A 20,578-nucleotide genomic window follows, 5' to 3' on the forward strand; every position below is an offset into this window, starting at 1 on the left:
TTATTGTTGTTTTGATGTTGTGTTATTGGGTAATGCAGAGGTATTAAGATCTATTCCCATACCTGCTTTCAGCTGGTCGTTTACCAGTACGGGAAGCCTGCCCCATATTTTTGTTTTTCCGTTCAGGGCATCAGCCGTTGCATTCATTGAATCATCGTTATTTTCATAAGAAACAAGAACGGTTGACACTTTTGAAATATCAATATCCTTTAATGCATAAGCACTTCCGAATACATTGAGAATTACATTTTGATTTTTAGTCAGATCAGCAAGAACTTTTTTGGATTCTGCAGAAATTTTATAAGGCTTATACGCCGTTGAATTATCCTTATGGAAACCTACAACTACGGTAGATCCCGTTGGAATAGTATTGATCTCACCTGCTTTTTTAATGATTACATTGTTCCCAAGTCTATTGGCAAAAGTCTGATAAGGAGCCTCTTCCAGCGGAATATAATAAATTTGCTTTCCGGTAAGCGGAAGCAGTTTCTTTTCATTCTTTAATAAAGTCAGTGCATTGGCATAAAGATTCTGAACCAATGTTTTATGAGAATCATTATTTAAATCAGCATTGATGTTTTCGGGATTTTTCGGAGTGTACTGTGTAAGTCCCAGGAAATATTTTGTTAACAGGATTTTCTTTACACTTTCTTCCACTCTGTTCTGAGGAATCTCCCCTTTATCAATGGCTTTCTGTATCAGTTTTTTTCCTTCAGAAACTCCCTGAGAGAAAAGCATGATATCATTTCCTGCTTTAAAAGCCAGAGCATCCAGTTCACCAGGTTTGTATTTATTGGCTACAGCACCCATATTTAAAGCATCTGTGATAATTAAGCCTTTGTAACCCAGCTTATCTTTCAGTAATCCTGTGATAATGTTTTTAGAAACTGATGCAGGAATTCCTTTCCCTGATTCTAAACTCGGAACATATAAATGAGCCACCATCACCCCTCCGATTCCTTTATCCATCAAAGCTTTGAACGGTGCCAGCTCTACAGTATTAAGTCTGTCTGTATTGTGAGAAACTACCGGAAGATCCAGGTGAGAATCTGTGCTGGTATCACCATGACCTGGAAAGTGCTTGATGGCTGCCAGTATATTATTATCCTGCAAACCATTGGAGTAGGATAGGGCAGAACTGATCACATTATTCACTTCAGATCCAAAACTTCTGTTTCCGATAATAGGATTATTCGGATTGGTATTGACATCCACTACAGGAGCAAAATCCCAGTTGATCCCCATTCTGTGACAGTCTTCTGCAATTTTGGCAGACATCTGGTACACAAGATTTTTATCCTGGATTGCCCCTAATGTCATTGCCCACGGAAATTTATGAGCTGTTGCAATTCTCTGGAACAGTCCCCATTCCGCATCCATTCCAATCATCAAAGGCACCTTGGACTTTTGCTGAAACTCATTCACCAGATTGATTTCCCTTGCAGCATCATCCTGCATTAAAATTAATCCTCCGATCTTATCATTGGTAACAATATTTCTTATCTGGCTGATATAGTCTTCTCCCTTATTGGTATACAGTGCAACAATGAAAAGCTGACCTAATTTTTCATCCTGTGAAAGATTTCTGTACGTTTTATCAACCCACTGCTTTGCTTTTTTCAGATCATCTGCGGAAGCATTTTTAGGTTGATACTGGGCATTCACCTTAGGGCTTATCAATGCGGCAATAAAGAGTGAACTATATAATAATTTCTTCATGACTTTTTGAATAAGAACAAAAATACAATTAAAAAAATCAGGAAAACAATGTTTTTGAAATTTTTGGTATATGATTTGAATACGCAATATAAATAATAACTAAACTTTTATAAAATGAAAAAAATTCTTCCATTTATATTACTTGCCGGTATTGGTTTTTTAGCCTATAGCTGTGATAACAATGATGATGTTGTTGTACAAAATCCTGTAGACAGTGATACTCTTCCTGTAATGAAGGACGTAAATGTTTCTTTAAACAGTTCAAATAATTATGCACATGTAGAGTTGCTTAATCTTCAGAGTACTGATGTTGTATTAGTATACAGAAAGGATCCTACAGCGAGTAATGCTTGGCAACTTATTCCTAAAACCTATTATTTAGCAAACAGTAGAGAGCTGGAATATAATTTCCTGTTTAACAGTCAGAAGGTGGAGATTTTCACAGAAGGTGTTGCTCCGGCTACATTGACCTCTGCGGAAGCTGGTACATATTTAAATAATCAGACTTTTAGAATTGTATTGGTTTATGCTAATGCTGGTAAAGCAGCTGCTGGTAAAAAAGCCAATGTAGATTACAGTGATTACAATGCTGTTGTTAAGTACTACAATCTTGATGAAAGTAAAGTACAGACAGTCAATGTAAATTAATTAAGAAATATCTTTTCAGTTTTTTATAATTAAAGAAAGCCCTGGGAGAAATCTCGGGGCTTTTGATTTTTATAAATGGTAAAGCGGAATCACCATATAGAATTAAATAAATATCTGACCAGAAGAGTCCATTATTATTGAATCAAAATTAGTATTGAATTGAGTCAGATTGCTGTCATCAATAGAAACGGGCTTTAGCCCGTTCATTCAAATATATAACATTCATTTGGCTTTAGCCAAAACCTAAGTATTTTGCAGATCAAACTCTGCCGCATTGGTCTTCAAATGATTCCAAATAAAAAGCTTCAGAAAAACTGAAGCTTTTGTTTTATCTAGTTATCATTGTCATCCAGCAGATGTCCAAAGAAATCTTTTTTGGTTTGCAGATAGCCTTTGCTTATTTCGTTAGCAGGAATCTGTAAGGGTACTCTTGAATTAAGATGAATGTTGCTGTCTACCACATATTTTACCTTTTCAGGATTGTTGGTAAGAAGGTTGATGTCTTTTACATCCAGTAGGTTAAGGATCTCAATAGCTACACCGAAGTTTCTGTCATCAGCAGGAAGTCCCAGTTGGAGATTGGCCTGTACGGTATCAAGTCCTTTTTCCTGTAGAGAGTAAGCTTTCAGTTTATTGATGATACCTATATTTCGGCCTTCTTGACGTAGGTAGATAATAATTCCTCCATTTTCGTGGATGTATTTCATTGCAGCATCAAGCTGCTGTCCGCATTCACATTTTTTTGAATGGAAAACTTCTCCGGTAATACATTCAGAATGAAAACGGACATTTACAGGTTTTGTAAAATCCGTATTCTCAGCGACGATAGCCATATGCGGCATCCAGTCGTTTTCATTTTCGGAGAAAGCAATCATTCGGAAAGTACCGTGCTCTGTAGGAACATTGGCTTCCGCCTGAATTTTAATCATTGATTGTTCAATTAGTTTTTTTAACTTCCTGGTAAAGCATCTTCTATAACAGAAATATTGGTTTTTAAACGAACCAGATATCTGTTGAGAACTTCGTCATCATCTTTGCCCAGACTTTGTCTTTGCTTTTGTATTTTTTTGTATGATTTTTCGAAGCTTTTCAGTGCTCTTTTCTTTCCTGTCGAATTATTGGCATCAATAGCATATAAATAGTTCTGAAGACTGTATTTCAAACTTGTAACCTCTTCATTCAGCCCATTGTTTTTAAACTTGGGAAAAGTGGAGATGATGTTTGAGATTTCAGAAGCATTTACATTTTCTTTGATATTGATGTTAAAATTCTTCTTTGAGTTTCGGTCAGAGTCAGAACCTTTAGCATCGCTATAAAAGCTGTTTGACAGCGGAGAAAGGTTAAGCTTTTCCGTTGCGCAGGAAGTTGTTAGTATAATAAGTACTCCAAAAAAAACTAGTCTTTTCATTTCTGTTGCCCTTTTTGATAAAGGATTGGGTTAAGACTTTCATCATTATACATTTTCATTTGTTTGTATACTTTCATCTTAACGTTACCGTTTTCAATATCAGCAAGCAACTGATCTATAGAAGTTGATAGGTCTTCTTTCTGAATAAGCAGAACATCCAGTTTGGCCTGGCAGTTTTTTCTGTGTTCTTCAGAAGCGGATTCTCTATTGGCTTCTAATGACATGTGATAAACCTTTAGCGCCAGAATTGATAATCTGTCTACTGCCCATGCGGGAGTTTCCGTATTTATCTTTGCTTCAGGTTTCGGAGTTATATTTTCAAACTTAGTAAGGAACCAGCTGTCAATGTATTCCACCAGATCAGTTCTTTTCTGATTGGAGGCATCTATTGTTCTCTTCAGTTGAAGGGCTTCAGCCGGATCAATATTTTCATCTCTAATAATATCTTCCAGATGCCATTGAACGGTATCAATCCAGTTCTTTGCATACAAAATCCGTTCCAAACTATCTTTTTCGAACGGGTTATTAATTAGAGTGTTAACGTCATCAGACACGTGATAGTCTTCAATAGATTGATTGAAGATTTTCCATGCAGTCTCGGTAAATTTCATTAATTCTAAGGAATTTTAGTTGCTTGAAGAATTATTGTTGGAAGACGACTTGTTTTCAGAACCTGGTTTGTCTTCTTCTTTTACCGCATCTTTAAATTCTTTGATTCCTGAGCCTACTCCTCTCATTAATTCCGGAATTTTCTTTCCTCCAAAAAGTAATACCAAAAGTATTGCTACGATAAGGATGTGTTGCCAAGATAAGGCAAGTATTGTTAGTGTATTCATCTCTTAAAATTTTTGCAAAGTTACACTTTTTTTAATATGAAATCCAACCTAATGGATCAACTGGTGTACTTCCGTTCCATACTTGGAAATCAAGGGTATATGCACCGTCAAAATCCTGGGCTACCGTCCCTACTGCAGTTCCTGAAGAAACCTGTTGCCCTTTGGATACACTTACATTTCCTAAGTTGGAATAGATGGTAAAATAGCTTCCATGTTTAATAATAACAGTTTTCGTGCCGTCATTATTGGCCAGTACCGAAGATACTGATCCCGGGAATACTGATTTTGCTCGGGTACCTGAAGGAACAGAAATTTTGATTCCGTTATTTTCTTCAGTGATATTTTTGAATACCGGGTGCGGCTGTCTTCCGAAACGGTGAGTGATCTGTCCGGCTCTGTCTGCAGGATAACCAAGTCTTCCCCTGTTGTCTGCAAAACTGTTTCCGGATGCTGTAGAAACACCATAGCTGGTCATTGCTTTGGTTTCTGCAGCCTTTTTCTCTGCTTCTTTTTTCTTGACAAGGGCAGCTTCTGCGGCTCTAGCAGCTGCTAATTTATCTGCTGCTTCCTTAGCTTTGGCATTAGCTTCATCAGATGCTTTTTTAGCAGCAAGCTTTCTTGCTTCATCTCTGGCATTAGATTCTGCTCTTGCAGCTTCTTCATTACGCTTTCTTTCTTCTTCAGCTCTTCTTGCAGCCAGTTCTGCCGCTTTTTTAGCTTCAGCTTCAGCTATTCTTCTTTCTCTTTCAAGGGCTTCAGCTCTTGCTTTAGCTTCAGCTTCAATTCTTGCTTTTTCTCTTTCTGCAGCAAGCTTAGCTAATCGGATTTTTTCAGCCTCAGCTTTTCTTCTTGCTTCTTCTTCCGCTTTGGCTATTCTGATCTCTTCAGCAATGATTGCCCTGATCTGACCTTCAATAACTTTATTTTGTGCCTGCTTTTGCTTCAGCTCAACGGTAAGTTTAGATTCGTTCTTCTTAAATTCTGCAACCAACTGCTCTTTCTGTGCTCTTTCTGCATTGATCGTTGCGAGGTCTTTCTGCTGATTCACCAAGAGACTTTCTTTCTCTTTTACAGAGTTTTGTCTCTGAGCAATTGTTTTCTTAATCTGATTGGCTGCATTGGAAATTTCAGCGGCTTTTTTATCCTGATAGTCAGAATACTGCTTCAGATACTGTACTCTTCGTATTGCTTCACCAAGATTCTTTGATGAAAGAATGAAGGTTACTTTATTCTGTACCCCTTTATTTTTATAAGCATTAACAAGAACTTCTGCATAATTCTTTCTGAGAACAGCCAATTCTTTGTTCTGACGGTTGATCTCAAGCTGGCGCAGATAAATATCGTCCTCAATAAACCTCTTTTCTTTCTGAGTATTATTGTAGACCTTTTCTCTTAGAACGAGCTTTTGATTAACATTGGTAAGATAAGCTATGGAAAGTTTAGATTCGCTTCTTGTTTTAGCTAAATCCGTATTTATTTGTGCAATTTGTTTTTTAAGTTCGGCATTCTGTTTTTGCAATTGTTCTTTTTTCTGCTGTCCCTGGTGCAGTCCGAACATCAAAATACCTATTAAAAAGCTAAATTTTTTAATCATTTAATCTCAATTTTCTTATAACTGGATGGTACAGAATAAGGTGTTTCCATCCTCGAAAAGTCAAATTTCGTGTTTTCCAGTAAAATTTGACTAGATTTTGAGCCTTTTATAATTATTTTAACATTTTTCGGAAGGCGGATTCCGTTGTATTCATTCCAGTCACTGTAAGAAATTTCCAGCTCATCAGAAGACAGAATATCTTTTAAATTGACACTTAGCAGATCGTAATTGGTGTCATATTGCAATGCTATTTTATATTCCCTTTGTTTTTCATCCGTTACAATCTTCTGATTGACGTTGGAAACCATTTTATAGCCCTGTGCATTTTGAGTCAGGGTAAACTGAGAATCATTAATCTTCACAAATGTTCGTCCCAATAATATTTTTTCCAGCGATTTATAGTCAATGAAATTAACATTAAGCAGATTGTTGAGGTAATCAAAATCAGAATCAATATATGTTTTATTGATCTTATCCTGTCCTTTTATTCCTTCAGGGGTTGCAATTCCTCTTGCTGCATTAATGAAAAGGGCCCTTAAATTCATCCAGACCTTTTTATCATTTTCAATATAAATGGTTGCATCCAGAGTAGGTACATAACTTCCCGATTCCACACGTACTTTACTGTCTATCTTGATTTGTTCAAATTTTGGCGGGACTACTACATGTTCATAGAAAGTGAGTTTATCTCTCACCGGTTCATTTACATCTTTTGGATTTCTGTTGTCTTCGGCTGTCACAATACTGTCCCGTTTGTTATCTGCATTGTTTTTTGCATTGTTACGGGTTTTACAGGATGATAAGGCAAGAAGCAATATAAAGAATGGTATCCAATTTTTCATGTAGCTATTTTTAGGTTTAAAAAAATGGTGCAATATTAACGCCAAACCACACAAAATGTTTTGTGTGGTTTGATTATATCTTATTTTAAGTTGAAGATTTTCTACTCTTACTTATTTGGAAAGGAAATCTAAAACAGAATAGTCTCCCAGGGAAATTTCTCTGGCAACACCGAAATACTGTGCAGAATTACCAATCATAGAATTGGAAAGGTTTCCATGGTTGATTCTTGTATTTTCCTGAATCAGGGAATTCTCAATATTGGAATTGACCACTGTAGTATTATTACCCAATGAAACACCAGGTCCTACTTTAGAGTTGGATATCCTTACGTTTTCTCCAATGAAGCAAGGCTGGATAATCAGAGAGTTTTCAATCACTGCAGAGGCTGGGTAGTGGGTCATTTCCTCTTTTTCATATTCAAGGATCTTGCTGTTGGTTTCTACCGTAGCATTCTTGTTTCCACAGTCCATCCAGTCATTTACCTTACCTAACGTAAACTTGGCCCCTTTTGCTCTCAGGTTTTCCAATGCGGTAGTCAGCTGGTATTCGCCTCCGTTTTTAATATTATTATCCATGATGTAGTTGATCTCATCCATCAGTTTTTCAGCACTGTTGAAATAATAGATACCGATGATGGCAAGGTCAGAAACAAAAGTCTGAGGCTTTTCAACAAAGTCTGTAATAAAGCCGTAGTTATCTAATTTTACCACACCAAATGCAGATGGATCTTCCACACTTTTCACCCAGATCACACCGTCCGAGTTTTTATCCAGCTGGAAATCTGCACGGAACAGGGTATCAGCAAAAGCAATAACCACATCTCCCTGCATAGATTGCTCAGCACATTTGATCGCATGAGCTGTTCCAAGCGGGTCATTCTGATAATATATGCTTCCTTTTGCTCCCAGCTTTTCAGCAATCTGAATAAGGGATCTTTCGATCTCAGGGCCAAAATCTCCGATGATAAAGGCTACTTCTTCAATTTTTTCTCCTGCAACTTTAGCAATATCTTCCACTAATCTCTGTACGATAGGTTTTCCGGCGATAGGGATAAGCGGTTTTGGAACTGTCAGTGTATGTGGACGTAGTCTGGATCCGCGTCCAGCCATAGGAACAATAATTTTCATAGATGATATAAAGATGTTTTTTGTTTAAATGTAGTTTATTTTTTGTTAAATATAATAATTAAAATGCCTTTAAGACATAATACTTATCATGCTTAGTGTATTCGTTTTTTAATTTTAAAGAGTACTAATAATCAAAAGAGATACCAAGTTCTAAGATCTTTTAAGAATCTTGGATACGATTGCTTTTTCTTTAAAAACCACCAGTCCCAGGAACAGGATCAGAAATAAATTTCCAATCAGATAATTGGTCCTGAACTCGTAAAAAGAGATCAATGAACAGGCAATTGTAAAGAACAGATACAGAGCGATCTTTCCCGTATTATAATGAATGGGATATTGTTTTTGTCCCCATACATAAGAGATGATCATCATAGACGTGAATGTGATCAATGCAGCCATTGCACTTGCCCAATATCCGTAAGTAGGAATAAACAGGAAGTTGATCAGAATGGTGATACATGCTCCAATGACTGAAATATACAATCCTACCCGTGTCTGATCCGAAAGCTTGTACCATATGGAAAGGTTAAGATAAATTCCCAGAAATAATGCTCCCAGCATAACAAAAGGAATGATCTCAATCCCTTCATAATAAAGTGGGTTTCTTAAATATTTTTCAGAGATCCACTGAAGGTTAACCATGAGTCCCATATAGATGATGCAGCTGCAAATAACGAAAACATCCATCAATACTGCATAGGTTTTATGAGAATCTTTGTTTTTAAAGCTTGAAAAGAAATAAGGCTCAATCCCCAATTGATATGCCTGTCTGAAAACGGTGATAAAGGTTGCAATTTTATAAACCGCCCCATATACTCCGATCTGATGGCGGGCTTCTTCTTCAGGAAGTAAGTATTTAAGGAACTGTCTGTCTAAAGTCTGGTTCACAATGCCTGCAAGTCCTGCAATCATTACCGGCCAGGAATAGTTCATAATCCTTTTCCATAATCCGAAATCAAATTTGGAAAGGCTGAAACTGAAGAATTCTTTACCTACAATTAAAAGAGTAATGATACTCTGAATCAGGTTAGCTACAAAAACATAACCTACCCCGAAATCCGGATTGTATTTTAAACCGAAAATCCCTTCAGGATGATTAGGAAGCCATCTTATAAAGAATAGGACCAGTAAAAAGTAAACTGATGACCCTGCTACTTTAGACAGCATATATTTAAAAGGTTTTCCCTGAAGTCTCAATATAGCAGAAGGAATGGTAGAAAAAGCATCCAACGAAAGGATAAAGAGAAAAATAATAAGATAGTTGACCTGATCCGGTGTTTCAAATGCCTCTGCCAGCTGAAACCTGAAAACATATCCTAAAATGAGATAGATGAGCCCCATGCTGATGATACTCACCGAGCAGGTAGAAATTAATGTTTTTCTGTCAATATTTTCCTCCTGGGCAAAACGAAAGAAAGAAGTTTCCATACCATGGGTAAGCAATACCGTGATGACCCCTGCAATGGAATACCAGTCTACAAACGGCGATGAAGCTGCCGGCCCGAAAGCCTTCGTTACGATTGGTGCAATAATGAATGGGAAGATGCGGACCAATACGGAGCTAAGCCCATATACCGCTGTCTGCCCAAATAATTTCTTATACAATTCGAAAAATTTTATGCAAATGTAAATATTTAGAAATTGATTTGTATCCGGTGATATTAAAATTCATTCATAAACCTTAATTTTGCTTTTTATAGAAGCTGAGTATTGGGATTCAAAAATGAACTAACTGTATTTTCATTACCGGAATCACCAATTTTTCAGAATTTTATGATCTAATATCTAATTTCTACGTATAATGAAAATCCTAATCAAAAATGTAAACATCGTCAACGAAGGCCGGATCTTTGAAGGTGATGTCTTAATAGAAAATGATTTAATCTCTAAAATAAGTTCCGGTATTACAGAAGATGCAGACCAGATTATTGACGGTTCAGGAAAGTACCTTCTTCCGGGAGTGATTGATGACCAGGTGCATTTCCGTGAGCCGGGCCTGACTCATAAAGGAGATATTGAAAGTGAATCAAGGGCTGCCATTGCAGGTGGAGTAACCAGTTTTATCGATCAGCCCAATACGGTACCCAATGCCGTAACCCAGGAATTGCTGGCGGATAAATATGAGATAGCTTCCCAAAAGGCCTATGCCAATTATGGTTTTATGATGGGAGGAACTAATGATAACCTTGAAGAAGTTTTAAAGACTGATCCCAGAAACGTTCCCGGAATTAAATTGTTCCTGGGTTCTTCCACAGGAAACATGCTGGTAGATAATCCTGAAACTCTGGAAAATATTTTCAGCAATACGAAAATGCTTATTGCCGTTCATTGTGAAGATGAAGCAACCATCAGAGCCAATACGCAGAAATATATAGATGAATATGGTGAAGATATTCCGGTGAAATTTCATCACCTGATCAGAAGTGAAGAAGCATGCTATAAATCTTCATCCAAAGCCATTGAACTTGCTCAGAAAACCGGTGCAAGACTTCATGTTTTCCATCTTTCAACAGCAAAGGAAATGGAACTTTTCAGAAATGACATTCCTTTAAAAGATAAAAAGATTACTGCTGAGGTTTGTGTTCATCACCTTACCTTTACCAATGACGATTACGAAACAAAAGGCGGATTGATCAAATGGAATCCAGCTGTGAAAACACAAAAGGATAAAGATGCCCTATGGGAGGCTCTTTTAGATGACAGAATTGACGTTATTGCTACAGATCATGCTCCACATACTGCGGAAGAGAAGAATAATGTCTATACAAAATGTCCTTCAGGAGCACCATTGGTACAGCATTCATTAGTTGTAATGCTTGAAAATTATAAAAACGGTAAAATTTCCCTTGAAAAAATAGTGGAGAAAATGTCTCATAATCCTGCTATCCTTTTCAGAGTGGAGAAAAGAGGTTTCGTAAAAGAAGGCTATAAAGCAGATCTTGTATTGGTAGATTTAAATGCTGACTGGACTGTTGCTAAAGACAATTTGCTGTACAAATGCGGTTGGAGCCCATTGGAGGGAACCAACTTCCATTCCAAGGTTACCCATACTTTTGTAAACGGTCATCTGGTATATGATAACGGAAAGGTTGGAGAAGAGAAGTTTGGTGAGCGTTTGCTTTTTGAAGTGGAGTAATAAAAGATAGTCCGGATCGTAACCGGATATTATAATAATTCAATAGAAGCGGGCTTTAGCCCGCTTTTAAAATTATAAATATTCCGTTGGCTTTAGCCAAAACTTATTTTAAATCAATAAGGAAATTAAAAGATATTTTTATCTCTCGCAGATTGCACAGATCACGCAGATTTTATAGCTCAGTCATCTGCCAAATCTGTGCAATCTGCGAGAATTTTATTTATACTGGTTTTATTTTTTCGCTTTATTTCCCATATAAAATGTAAGCTTACCGCCTTTTACAAGGTCAGAATGCTTTAATGTGAAATCTTTAATTTCTTTTCCATTCAATATAACTTTCTGAACATATACATTTTTCGGACTCTGATTGATGGCTTCAATTTCAAAAGATTTTCCGTTTTCCAGATTTAAAACCGCATGGTCAATAGCCGGGCTTCCGATTGAATAGTCCTCTGAGCCGGGAGCAACAGGATAGAAACCTAATGTACTCAAAATATACCATGCACTCATTTGTCCCGCATCATCATTTCCTCCCAATCCGTCCGGAGTTGCTTTGTACTGCATTTCCAAAATACGGCGGATCTGTGCCTGGGTTTTCCAGGGCTGTCCTGCCCGGTTATAAAGATAAGCAACATGGTGTGCAGGTTCGTTTCCGTGGACGTATCCACCGATGATTCCTTCTCTTGTAATATCTTCAGTATCTGCAAAAAACTCATCCGGAAGATGCATCGTAAATAATTCATCCAGCTTTGCCGCAAACTTCTTTTTCCCACCCATCATTTTGATCAGTTCGTCCGGATTCTGCGGAACAAAAAAACTATAGTTCCATGAATTACCTTCTATAAAACCCTGTCCATGGGTGCTGAGAACATCAAAATCTTTTTTAAAACTTCCATCAGAAAGACGGGGACGCATAAATCCAATGGTGGGATCGAAATTATTCTTCCAGTTTTCAGAGCGTTTGATAAACCGATTATAAACCTCTGTTTCCCCAAGGTGCTTTGCCAACTGAGCAATAGCCCAGTCATCATAAGCATACTCCAACGTATTGGAAACTGAAGTTCCGTTTTTTTCAGCAGGAATATAACCCAGGTCAATGTATTGGCCTATGCCCTCGTAGTCTCTTTTGCTGGCTGTTTCTATGCAGGCTTTTAAAGCTTCTTTGGGATCGCCGTCATAATTTCCTTTAATAATGGCGTCAGCAACTACACTTACACTGTGATAGCCGCTCATACACCAGTTGTCGTTGGCATAATGAGACCAGATGGGTAACATTTTCATAGAAAACTGATTGTAATGAGCCATCATAGATTTCACCATATCACCATTTCTTTTGGGCTGGATGATATTGAATAGCGGATGAAGTGCCCGGTAAGTATCCCACAGGGAAAATGTAGTATAATGGGTGAAGTCCGTTGCTTTATGAATATTCTGATCCAGACCTTTATACTCTCCGTTTACGTCCATATAGGTAGTGGGATTGATGAAAGTATGGTACATTGCCGTATAAAAATTGATTTTTTCTGTGTCTGAACCTTTGATGGTAATTTTATTAAGTTCTTTATTCCAGATCTCCTGTGTCTGGGCTTTTATCTGGTCAAAAGATAAATTTCCCGTTTCTTTTTCAAGATTTTCCAGTGCATTAGACTGGCTTACGGGAGAAATAGCGAGCCTGACTTCAATGGCTTCATTTTCCTGAGTATCAAAATCAAAATACATTTTCAGGTTTTTTCCTGCGATTTCCGGAAAGTTCTTTGTCTGATCGAATTTTCTCCAGAATCCTTTATATACCTGCTTTTCATCATAGCTTTTCTGTCCATAAGATTTAAAAGGCTTTGAAAACTTCATGGCAAAATAAACGGTTCTTGTTCTTGCCCAGCCATTCGTCTGCCGATAACCGGTGATTGTGTTTCCATTTTCCACACGGGCGTAGGTCCATATATTTTTTCCGTCATAATTGTAAATTCCGGCCATCAGATCCAGAATAATATGGGCCTGGTCAGATTTTGGGAAAGTATAACGGTGAACTCCCACTCTGGTGGTTGCCGTAAGCTCTGCAAGGATATTATGGTCATCAAGCTTTACTTTATAATAGCCTGCTTCTGCTGTTTCATTCTGATGTGAAAACCTGCTTCTGTAGCCGTTTTCGGGATGAGAAGCAGTACCCGGATTAAGCTGTAGTTTTCCTATGGTAGGTATGATGAGAAAATCTCCAAGGTCAGAATGGCCCGTACCACTGAAGTGGGTAGAACTAAAGCCTGTGATTGTTTTATCTTTATAACGGTAGCCTGCACAATATTTATAAACTTCACCATTGTATTTACCGTTCAGCTCATAAGAAATGGTATCCGTTTCAGGACTCAGCTGTACAGCTCCAAAAGGAACGGTAGCACCGGGATAAGTATGTCCCATTTTCTCAGTTCCGATGAGTGGATTTACATATTGATACAGCTTTTCAAATTTTTGTGCCCTGAAGGCTGAAGCAAAAAATAATAATGAAAGAAAAATAGTAGACCCGGTTTTTTTCATAAAATCAGATTATTAAAAGATAAAAATAATTAAAAATTTAAAGAATAATCTTCCCGTATTGTAATTTATATAAAAATGCTCCGGTTTATTTTTCAGAGAACCGGAAACCTATTCCGTGAAGATTTTCGATGGAAATATTTTCTTCATTCACAAATACTTTTCTGAGCCTCGAAATAAATACATCCAGGCTTCTTCCCATAAAATAATCATCGTCTCCCCAGATTGCTTTCAGAATTTCCTGCCTTTTTACAACCGTATTTTTGTGACGGATAAAGTAGAGTAACAGCTCAGATTCCCTTTGGGTAAGAGTAATGGTATTGAGTGAATCCTGTAAAGTGTAATTTTTAGGATCAAAATTATATTTCCCGACTTTATACTGTAATGGATGAGCGTTCGTCTTCCGGGTACGTTTCAGAAAAACTTCAATTTTCAGGATCAGCTCTTCAATACTGAAGGGCTTTACAAGATAATCATCTGCACCTATTTTCAATCCTTTGATCCGGTCTTCCTTCAATGCTTTGGCAGAAATGAAAATAATGGGAATCTCCGTATTTTTATCACGGATATATTGAGCCAGCTCAAATCCGCTGATGCCGGGCATCATGATATCTAAAAGGCAAATGTCAAAATTCTGAGTATTAAAAGCTTCCAGGGCAGATTTTCCGTCGGGATAGCAGGAAATATCGTAGTATGTTTCCAGGCTGTCCTGAATCAGGAAAGCGATCGTCTCATCATCTTCGGCATATAGAATTTTAGATTTTTCCATGAGGGGTAAAGATTAATTTAAAAACGGTAAAAATAGGGTAATTGTAATTCCCTTATCCGTATTATTTTCAACCGATATTTTCCAGTTATGTTGCTGAATGACTTTTTTTACATAGAAAAGTCCCAGCCCAAAACCGTTCACTTCATCACTTTTTTGAGTACTTACCCTATAAAATTTATCAAAAATATGGGGTATGTTTTTAGAAGGAATTCCAATTCCGTTATCTTTAAATTTTAAATGAAGCCCTTTTGAATCTTTAAAGGAAGATATCAAAATATCAGGAGCCGTATCACAATATTTTATAGAGTTGTCCAGAATATTGTAGATGATATTGGTAAAGTGAAATTCATCTGCAATGATGACATCGGTATCATCAAGGTCTATACGGATGTTGAGATTTTCATTTTTCTGTTGTATAGAGTCTGCAATTTCCGTAATGAAGGGCAGTAAAACGATTCTCTGAAGTTTCAGAGTTAATCCGGATGCATCGGTTTTTGCAATATTTAATATTTTTTCAATATGATTATTAAGCTTGTAACTCTGATCCGTAATAATGGAAGTATAGGTCTTCAGTTTAGGATTTTCCTTGACTGTTTCCTGCTTGGTAAGAGCTTCCGATGCCAGAAGTATGGAAGATAAAGGAGTCTTGAACTCATGTGTCATATTATTGATAAAATCCCGTTGGAGCTCTGAGAATTTTTTCTGCTGAATAATGGTATAAATAGAATATACATACACTAGAAGGATGATAATCAGGGCGAATGTCAGAATATACCAGAACCGTAGTGAGCTGACCAGATAAGTAGCCTTATCCGGAAATCGTATAGAAAAGTAGTAGACGAGATTCTTATGCTTTGGAAAGTTGACCGTTTTATGAGTGCTTTTCTGATGGGTAGAAACATATTTTCCATAGATCATCCTGTCACTATGGCAATTGTAGAGTGCATAAACATAGTTGGTATTGATCTGGAACCTGTTAAATTCTGTTTTCAGATAATATTCAAGTACTGTGGGATGAAATTCATTATTGATATTGACTACGTAATAATCATTGGAAATGTTTTGTATAGGACTTTCTGTAAAGGACGTCTTTCCTTCTGACAGCTTTTCTACCACTTCCAGCAATGCAATATTCACGGTTTGGTTAAACTTTTTATCTTCAAGATTGTAGGCCTGCCGGGTCCAGAGAAGCTGAGCTATCAAGATTCCGATGATAGCAACAAACCCAAGGCTGATGATGATATTAAGTTTTTTGATTCCCATTTACAGAGGCAATATTATCCAAAAATATCTATTTATTTTTTGTCATTAACAACTTATTAACAAATGTTTGAAAGCGCTTAACAAGCCGTATCGGTAATCACTGTTACATTTGCTATATCAAAAAGATAAATATCAGTTTCTTTTTAATTATTAACAAAAATTTGTACTCATGAAAAAACTAAAAATTACCGCTCTTTTAGCTGTCCTGGCATTTTCTCCGTTCTATGCGAATATACTTTCTGCAGATGCGCCTTCTATTGTAAAAATGGTTGCAGATGCCATTAAATGGAAATCAGAATCTATAGATGTAGGCAATATTCCTCAGGGAAAAGCAAAGCTGATCAGATTTGAATTTACCAATACAAGTTCAAAACCGATCATTATACAAAATGTAGCACCTTCATGCGGATGTACAACCGCTGACTATACAAAAACTCCTATCCAGCCGGGGAAAAAAGGATTTGTAGAAGCGAGTTATAATGCTGCTGCCGCCGGTCCGTTTATGAAAACAGTAAACGTTACCACTAGTGAAAGTAAAACACCTAAAATGCTTTCATTCAAAGGAATAGTTGTTTCCTAGTTATTATATTTAAAAAAGTAAAGAAGAACAATCTGACCGTTGACGGTTGGGTTGTTTTTTATTGAATAAGGCTGTGGTTCGCCTGTTTTTATTATTTGCTGCATTATTTATCAATCTATTTTAAAGGATTGCGTTTCAATATTTATTATTTTTAAGAAAAAATATTTTATGAGTCTATATACACAACCGATGCTTCGTGAAGGAGCACTGAAAGATAAAGTAGCGATTGTAACAGGAGGCGGAAGCGGCCTTGGAAAAGCAATGACCAAATATTTTCTCGAATTGGGTGCCCATGTGGTCATTACTTCCAGAAATCTTGAAAAATTACAGACAACTGCTAAAGAACTGGAAGATGAAACAGGAGGAAAGGTACTTTGTGTAGCCTGTGACGTGAGAAACTGGGATGAGGTGGAAGCCATGAAAGAAGCAGCTTTGAAAGAATTCGGGAAGATTGATATCCTGTTGAACAATGCTGCCGGAAACTTTATCTCTCCAACGGAAAAATTGACTCATTCTGCATTTGATTCTATTCTGGACATTGTTTTAAAAGGAACGAAAAATTGTACCCTTTCAGTAGGAAAACACTGGATAGACTCTAAAACTCCGGGAACCGTTCTGAATATCGTAACAACTTATGCCTGGACAGGTTCAGCGTATGTAGTGCCGTCAGCCTGTGCAAAAGCAGGAGTTTTGGCAATGACCAGATCCTTAGCGGTAGAATGGGCTAAATACGGCATCCGTTTCAATGCCATTGCTCCGGGGCCATTCCCTACAAAAGGAGCCTGGGACAGACTTCTTCCCGGTGACCTTCAGGAAAAATTCGATATGAAAAAGAAAGTTCCGTTGAGAAGAGTAGGAGAACATCAGGAGCTTGCTAATCTTGCTGCATACCTGGTTTCGGATTATTCAGCTTATATGAACGGGGAAGTGGTAACCATTGATGGTGGTGAATGGCTTCAGGGAGCAGGAGAATTCAATATGCTTGAAGCAATTCCGAAAGAAATGTGGGATGCTTTGGAAGCAATGATTAAAGCAAAAAAGTCAAATTAACGTAATTTATACATAAAAAACTCCCGGATATATAACAATTCCGGGAGTTTTTTTATAACTATGTACTAAATAATAATTTAAAAATGAATTTCAAACTTCCAACCCTTGTTTTGGCAGTTGCAGTTTTGATGTTTTCAGGAACTGTATATGCACAGGAAACTCCGAAATATGATTATGTAGAAGCATTCAAACCGTTCTTTTATCCTCAGATGGGCTCAGAAACCCGTTCTGCAAGCGGGCAGCCCGGTCATGCATATTGGCAGAACTCGGCAGACTATCATCTGAATGTCAGCCTGAATGAAAATAAAAAAGAAATTACAGGTACCGCTGAAATCACTTACACGAACAATAGTCCCGATCAATTAAGCTTTCTTTGGTTACAGCTGGATCAGAACCTGTTTTCCAAAGATTCCCGTGGAAACGGAGTAGTGCCGCTTTCAGGAAGCAGAAACGGAGCGCATGGTGAGGAATTTGACGGAGGGTATAACATTAAATCGGTAAAGCTTGATGGCAAAGCGGTAAAATATACCATTACGGATACCAGAATGCAGATAGACCTGCCAAAAGAACTGAAAGCAAAAGGAGGTGTGGCCAGAATCGCCATCGAATATTCTTTTATTTCTCCGCAATACGGTTCAGACAGAATGGGGGTGCAGGAAACAAAGAACGGGAAGATCTTTACCATGGCGCAATGGTATCCGAGAATGTGCGTGTATGATGACGTGATGGGCTGGAATACTCTGCCTTATCTGGGAGCTTCGGAATTTTATCTGGAATATGGAAATATAACAGCCAATATTACGGTGCCTGCCAATCATTATGTAGTAGCCTCCGGAGAGCTTATGAATGAAAAAGAGGTTTACAGCAAAGAGGAAGTCAGCAGATGGAATCAGGCCAGAAACAGCGACAAGACAGTGATGATACGTCCGGAATCCGAAATCGGGAAAAATAGTTCTTCCGGAACAAAGACCTGGAAATTTAAAATTACGCAGACCAGAGATTTTGCCTGGGCTTCCTCAGCAGGGTTTATCCTGGATGCAGCAAAAATTAATCTTCCGAGTGGAAAAAAATCACTGGCCATCTCAGCTTACCCTGTTGAAAGCGCCGGAGATAAAGCCTGGGGAAGATCTACAGAATATACAAAAGCAGCGATAGAGCATTACTCACAGAAATGGTATGAATATACGTATCCGGCAGCTACCAATGTTGCAGGAAACGAAGGCGGAATGGAGTATCCGGGAATTGTTTTCTGTCATATGGATTCAAAAGGAGAGGACCTTTGGGGAGTAACGGACCATGAATTCGGGCACAACTGGTTTCCTATGATTGTAGGCTCTAATGAAAGATTATTTGCATGGATGGATGAAGGTTTCAATACCTTTATCAACGGGCTTTCCACAGAAGCTTTTAATAAGGGTGAATATCACAGAAAGAGAGATCTGGCAAGAACAGGAGGTTTTCTGATGGGTGACAATCTGGAGCCCGTTATGGTAGGTCCGGATAATATGAAAGAAAGAAACATCGGAGCTCTGGCTTATTACAAACCGGGAGCAGGGCTGGCTGTTTTGAGGGAAGCAGTTCTCGGGCCTGAAAAATTTGATAAGGCATTCAGAACCTATATCAACCGTTGGGCTTTCAAACATCCTACACCATGGGATTTCTTCCATACGATGGAAAATGTTTCGGGAGAAGAACTGAACTGGTACTGGAGAGGATGGTTTTTGAATAAATGGAAAATTGATCAGGCTGTTAAAAATGTAAAATACATCAATGGAGACTTTAAAAACGGAGTCCAGATTACCGTTGAAAACCTTGGACAGCTTCCAATGCCTACAACTGTTCAGGTAAAATTCAAAGACGGAACTTCAAAAACAGTGAAAATTCCTGTTGAAGTCTGGAAGAGAAATACAGAATGGACTTTCAAAGTAGATTCCAATAAAGAGATCGATGAGGTAAAACTGGATCCTGCTTCTGTAGTTCCGGATATCAATCCTAAGAACAACAGCATGACACCGGCGTAATACTTTGCCTGTCAGTATCAACAGAATACAAGCCTGAACTTCTATAGTTCGGGCTTTTGTTTTTTTAGGGTGTTTTTCCGGGTAAAGTGAAGGGGTTCTCCTGTAAACTTTTGAAGGACAATGAAATAATTTTGCTGAACAATATTAATTTAAAAACAAAAAACATGGAAACATTAAAATCAGTGCTTGAAACAAGTCACGCCAAAAAAACAAAAAATGAGTTAATCGATCTTTTATCAGGAGTAGAAAAAGTTCTTACCCCTGCAGTTTACGAAAAGGTATCCGGAATTGAGGTGTCGGAACTTGGAACGCTTACCAATAAGGAGCTTTTGAATATCGTAGATGATTTTAAAAAGAATTATGATGAAAAGTGGGAAAAATCTTTTTCCGGTGCCTCTTCAGAAATCATGAAACTGATAGCAGGTAAGATGGCTGCGGATGAAGAGATCTTCAAAACTTCAGATGCTGCCAGCGCAGATTTTGCAGCAGAACTGGGAAGTATAGATTTTGCAACCATTATTGGCGGGCCTTTGGATGCTTGTGTAAAAGCGCAGTCTAATGCTTCTATTGCCACGGTGAATTTCATCAATGAAGTTGGTTTTGAGCTTACGGACCCTGCCAACGCCAATAGCCCGAAAAAATTAAGAATGGCAGAGTTTAAATACACCAAGACGATTCCCAATCCTGATTTCGACCCTGATAAACCTGTAAGTAATGATAACCCTAAAACAAAATCTGATCCGGTAGAGATTATCGTTCCTTTTGTAGCCTTACTGAATGTTCCGAGTTTCAGGATTGAAACCTGTGAAGTAGACTTTAACGTTAAGTTGAATTCAACATATACTAAAGATGTAAGTGATGAGTTCGGGATTAATGCGGGAGCGTCCGGTGGTTTTGGACCTGTAAAATTCAAAGTGGATGTATCTTACAAAAGATCATCCAGCACAGGAATCAAGGTTGAAAAAGAATATTCCCTTGGCGTAAAAGTAAGGGCTACCAACGATGAAATGCCCGCAGGTCTTGAAAAGGTTCTTGGACTCCTGTCGCAATAAAAAATT

At 37.7% G+C, this 20,578-nt stretch carries 18 protein-coding genes; 6 read left to right on the top strand and 12 right to left on the bottom strand.

The window, feature by feature from the left end:
* Window positions 1-1,719, bottom strand: a complete 1,719-nt coding sequence (locus ACTJJF_RS21260; RefSeq protein ID WP_440700951.1) for a glycoside hydrolase family 3 protein — start codon at window positions 1,717-1,719, stop codon at window positions 1-3.
* Between the two features lie 114 nt (window positions 1,720-1,833).
* Between ACTJJF_RS21260 and ACTJJF_RS21265 the strand changes: the two genes are divergently transcribed.
* A complete protein-coding gene (locus ACTJJF_RS21265) occupies window positions 1,834-2,367 on the top strand; it encodes a hypothetical protein (protein WP_312304811.1) in 534 nt (177 codons plus the stop codon).
* 332 nt (window positions 2,368-2,699) lie between these two features.
* Here the strand turns inward: ACTJJF_RS21265 and ribA are convergent, their stop codons facing one another.
* The 8 genes from ribA to ACTJJF_RS21305 form a co-directional block, all read right to left on the bottom strand.
* Complete coding sequence (ribA, locus tag ACTJJF_RS21270; RefSeq protein WP_123841101.1) at window positions 2,700-3,296, bottom strand: GTP cyclohydrolase II; 597 nt, start codon at window positions 3,294-3,296, stop codon at window positions 2,700-2,702.
* Window positions 3,297-3,316: 20 nt separating this feature from the next.
* A complete protein-coding gene (locus ACTJJF_RS21275) occupies window positions 3,317-3,775 on the bottom strand; it encodes a hypothetical protein (protein WP_312304806.1) in 459 nt (152 codons plus the stop codon).
* On the bottom strand, window positions 3,772-4,386 hold the full coding sequence (locus ACTJJF_RS21280) for a DUF4254 domain-containing protein (protein ID WP_065401121.1): 615 nt from the start codon (window positions 4,384-4,386) through the stop codon (window positions 3,772-3,774). The genes ACTJJF_RS21275 and ACTJJF_RS21280 overlap by 4 nt, the downstream gene beginning before the upstream one ends.
* A gap of 15 nt (window positions 4,387-4,401) precedes the next feature.
* Complete coding sequence (locus tag ACTJJF_RS21285) at window positions 4,402-4,611, bottom strand: twin-arginine translocase TatA/TatE family subunit (protein WP_065401120.1); 210 nt, start codon at window positions 4,609-4,611, stop codon at window positions 4,402-4,404.
* A gap of 31 nt (window positions 4,612-4,642) precedes the next feature.
* Window positions 4,643-6,205, bottom strand: a complete 1,563-nt coding sequence (locus ACTJJF_RS21290; protein WP_440700952.1) for a murein hydrolase activator EnvC family protein — start codon at window positions 6,203-6,205, stop codon at window positions 4,643-4,645.
* Window positions 6,202-7,047, bottom strand: a complete 846-nt coding sequence (locus ACTJJF_RS21295) for a DUF4292 domain-containing protein (protein WP_312304795.1) — start codon at window positions 7,045-7,047, stop codon at window positions 6,202-6,204. The genes ACTJJF_RS21290 and ACTJJF_RS21295 overlap by 4 nt, the downstream gene beginning before the upstream one ends.
* A gap of 111 nt (window positions 7,048-7,158) precedes the next feature.
* Window positions 7,159-8,175: a sugar phosphate nucleotidyltransferase gene (locus tag ACTJJF_RS21300; protein ID WP_312304793.1), complete on the bottom strand. Its 1,017-nt coding sequence runs from the start codon at window positions 8,173-8,175 to the stop codon at window positions 7,159-7,161.
* Between the two features lie 150 nt (window positions 8,176-8,325).
* Window positions 8,326-9,780 (bottom strand): lipopolysaccharide biosynthesis protein, encoded by a 1,455-nt coding sequence (locus tag ACTJJF_RS21305; protein ID WP_440700953.1) that lies wholly within the window; start codon window positions 9,778-9,780, stop codon window positions 8,326-8,328.
* Window positions 9,781-9,976: 196 nt separating this feature from the next.
* On the opposite strand from ACTJJF_RS21305, the gene ACTJJF_RS21310 reads away from it, so the two are divergent.
* Window positions 9,977-11,311 carry a dihydroorotase gene (locus tag ACTJJF_RS21310; protein WP_440700954.1) on the top strand — a complete coding sequence of 445 codons (1,335 nt, stop codon included), beginning with the start codon at window positions 9,977-9,979 and terminating at the stop codon, window positions 11,309-11,311.
* Between the two features lie 231 nt (window positions 11,312-11,542).
* Here the strand turns inward: ACTJJF_RS21310 and ACTJJF_RS21315 are convergent, their stop codons facing one another.
* From ACTJJF_RS21315 to ACTJJF_RS21325, 3 genes are all read right to left on the bottom strand, one after another.
* On the bottom strand, window positions 11,543-13,840 hold the full coding sequence (locus ACTJJF_RS21315) for a GH92 family glycosyl hydrolase (protein WP_440700955.1): 2,298 nt from the start codon (window positions 13,838-13,840) through the stop codon (window positions 11,543-11,545).
* Between the two features lie 85 nt (window positions 13,841-13,925).
* On the bottom strand, window positions 13,926-14,606 hold the full coding sequence (locus tag ACTJJF_RS21320) for a response regulator transcription factor (protein ID WP_440700956.1): 681 nt from the start codon (window positions 14,604-14,606) through the stop codon (window positions 13,926-13,928).
* 12 nt (window positions 14,607-14,618) lie between these two features.
* The gene (locus ACTJJF_RS21325; protein ID WP_440700957.1) at window positions 14,619-15,869 is read right to left on the bottom strand and encodes a sensor histidine kinase; all 1,251 of its coding nucleotides are present in this window, start codon (window positions 15,867-15,869) and stop codon (window positions 14,619-14,621) included.
* A gap of 169 nt (window positions 15,870-16,038) precedes the next feature.
* Between ACTJJF_RS21325 and ACTJJF_RS21330 the strand changes: the two genes are divergently transcribed.
* The 4 genes from ACTJJF_RS21330 to ACTJJF_RS21345 all read left to right on the top strand — a co-directional run bounded on the left by ACTJJF_RS21330 (window position 16,039) and on the right by ACTJJF_RS21345 (window position 20,572).
* A complete protein-coding gene (locus ACTJJF_RS21330) occupies window positions 16,039-16,449 on the top strand; it encodes a DUF1573 domain-containing protein (RefSeq protein WP_440700958.1) in 411 nt (136 codons plus the stop codon).
* A gap of 168 nt (window positions 16,450-16,617) precedes the next feature.
* Entirely contained in the window at window positions 16,618-17,499 is an 882-nt protein-coding gene (locus tag ACTJJF_RS21335) for an SDR family oxidoreductase (RefSeq protein ID WP_312304774.1), read from the top strand.
* Between the two features lie 83 nt (window positions 17,500-17,582).
* Window positions 17,583-19,520 (top strand): M1 family metallopeptidase, encoded by a 1,938-nt coding sequence (locus ACTJJF_RS21340; protein WP_440700959.1) that lies wholly within the window; start codon window positions 17,583-17,585, stop codon window positions 19,518-19,520.
* Between the two features lie 164 nt (window positions 19,521-19,684).
* Window positions 19,685-20,572, top strand: a complete 888-nt coding sequence (locus tag ACTJJF_RS21345; protein ID WP_430808927.1) for a DUF2589 domain-containing protein — start codon at window positions 19,685-19,687, stop codon at window positions 20,570-20,572.
* Window positions 20,573-20,578: the final 6 nt, after the last annotated feature.

The sequence above is a fragment of the Chryseobacterium sp. 22458 genome (assembly GCF_052044975.1).
GTDB lineage: Bacteria > Bacteroidota > Bacteroidia > Flavobacteriales > Weeksellaceae > Chryseobacterium.

What these genes read in the sequence shown, in the direction of transcription:
- ACTJJF_RS21260 (WP_440700951.1), bottom strand. Translation starts at nt 1,719, where the DNA reads ATGAAGAAATTATTATATAGTTCACTCTTTATTGCCGCATTGATAAGC.
- ACTJJF_RS21265 (WP_312304811.1), top strand. Translation starts at nt 1,834, where the DNA reads ATGAAAAAAATTCTTCCATTTATATTACTTGCCGGTATTGGTTTTTTA.
- ribA (WP_123841101.1), bottom strand. Translation starts at nt 3,296, where the DNA reads ATGATTAAAATTCAGGCGGAAGCCAATGTTCCTACAGAGCACGGTACT.
- ACTJJF_RS21275 (WP_312304806.1), bottom strand. Translation starts at nt 3,775, where the DNA reads ATGAAAAGACTAGTTTTTTTTGGAGTACTTATTATACTAACAACTTCC.
- ACTJJF_RS21280 (WP_065401121.1), bottom strand. Translation starts at nt 4,386, where the DNA reads ATGAAATTTACCGAGACTGCATGGAAAATCTTCAATCAATCTATTGAA.
- ACTJJF_RS21285 (WP_065401120.1), bottom strand. Translation starts at nt 4,611, where the DNA reads ATGAATACACTAACAATACTTGCCTTATCTTGGCAACACATCCTTATC.
- ACTJJF_RS21290 (WP_440700952.1), bottom strand. Translation starts at nt 6,205, where the DNA reads ATGATTAAAAAATTTAGCTTTTTAATAGGTATTTTGATGTTCGGACTG.
- ACTJJF_RS21295 (WP_312304795.1), bottom strand. Translation starts at nt 7,047, where the DNA reads ATGAAAAATTGGATACCATTCTTTATATTGCTTCTTGCCTTATCATCC.
- ACTJJF_RS21300 (WP_312304793.1), bottom strand. Translation starts at nt 8,175, where the DNA reads ATGAAAATTATTGTTCCTATGGCTGGACGCGGATCCAGACTACGTCCA.
- ACTJJF_RS21310 (WP_440700954.1), top strand. Translation starts at nt 9,977, where the DNA reads ATGAAAATCCTAATCAAAAATGTAAACATCGTCAACGAAGGCCGGATC.
- ACTJJF_RS21315 (WP_440700955.1), bottom strand. Translation starts at nt 13,840, where the DNA reads ATGAAAAAAACCGGGTCTACTATTTTTCTTTCATTATTATTTTTTGCT.
- ACTJJF_RS21320 (WP_440700956.1), bottom strand. Translation starts at nt 14,606, where the DNA reads ATGGAAAAATCTAAAATTCTATATGCCGAAGATGATGAGACGATCGCT.
- ACTJJF_RS21325 (WP_440700957.1), bottom strand. Translation starts at nt 15,869, where the DNA reads ATGGGAATCAAAAAACTTAATATCATCATCAGCCTTGGGTTTGTTGCT.
- ACTJJF_RS21330 (WP_440700958.1), top strand. Translation starts at nt 16,039, where the DNA reads ATGAAAAAACTAAAAATTACCGCTCTTTTAGCTGTCCTGGCATTTTCT.
- ACTJJF_RS21335 (WP_312304774.1), top strand. Translation starts at nt 16,618, where the DNA reads ATGAGTCTATATACACAACCGATGCTTCGTGAAGGAGCACTGAAAGAT.
- ACTJJF_RS21340 (WP_440700959.1), top strand. Translation starts at nt 17,583, where the DNA reads ATGAATTTCAAACTTCCAACCCTTGTTTTGGCAGTTGCAGTTTTGATG.
- ACTJJF_RS21345 (WP_430808927.1), top strand. Translation starts at nt 19,685, where the DNA reads ATGGAAACATTAAAATCAGTGCTTGAAACAAGTCACGCCAAAAAAACA.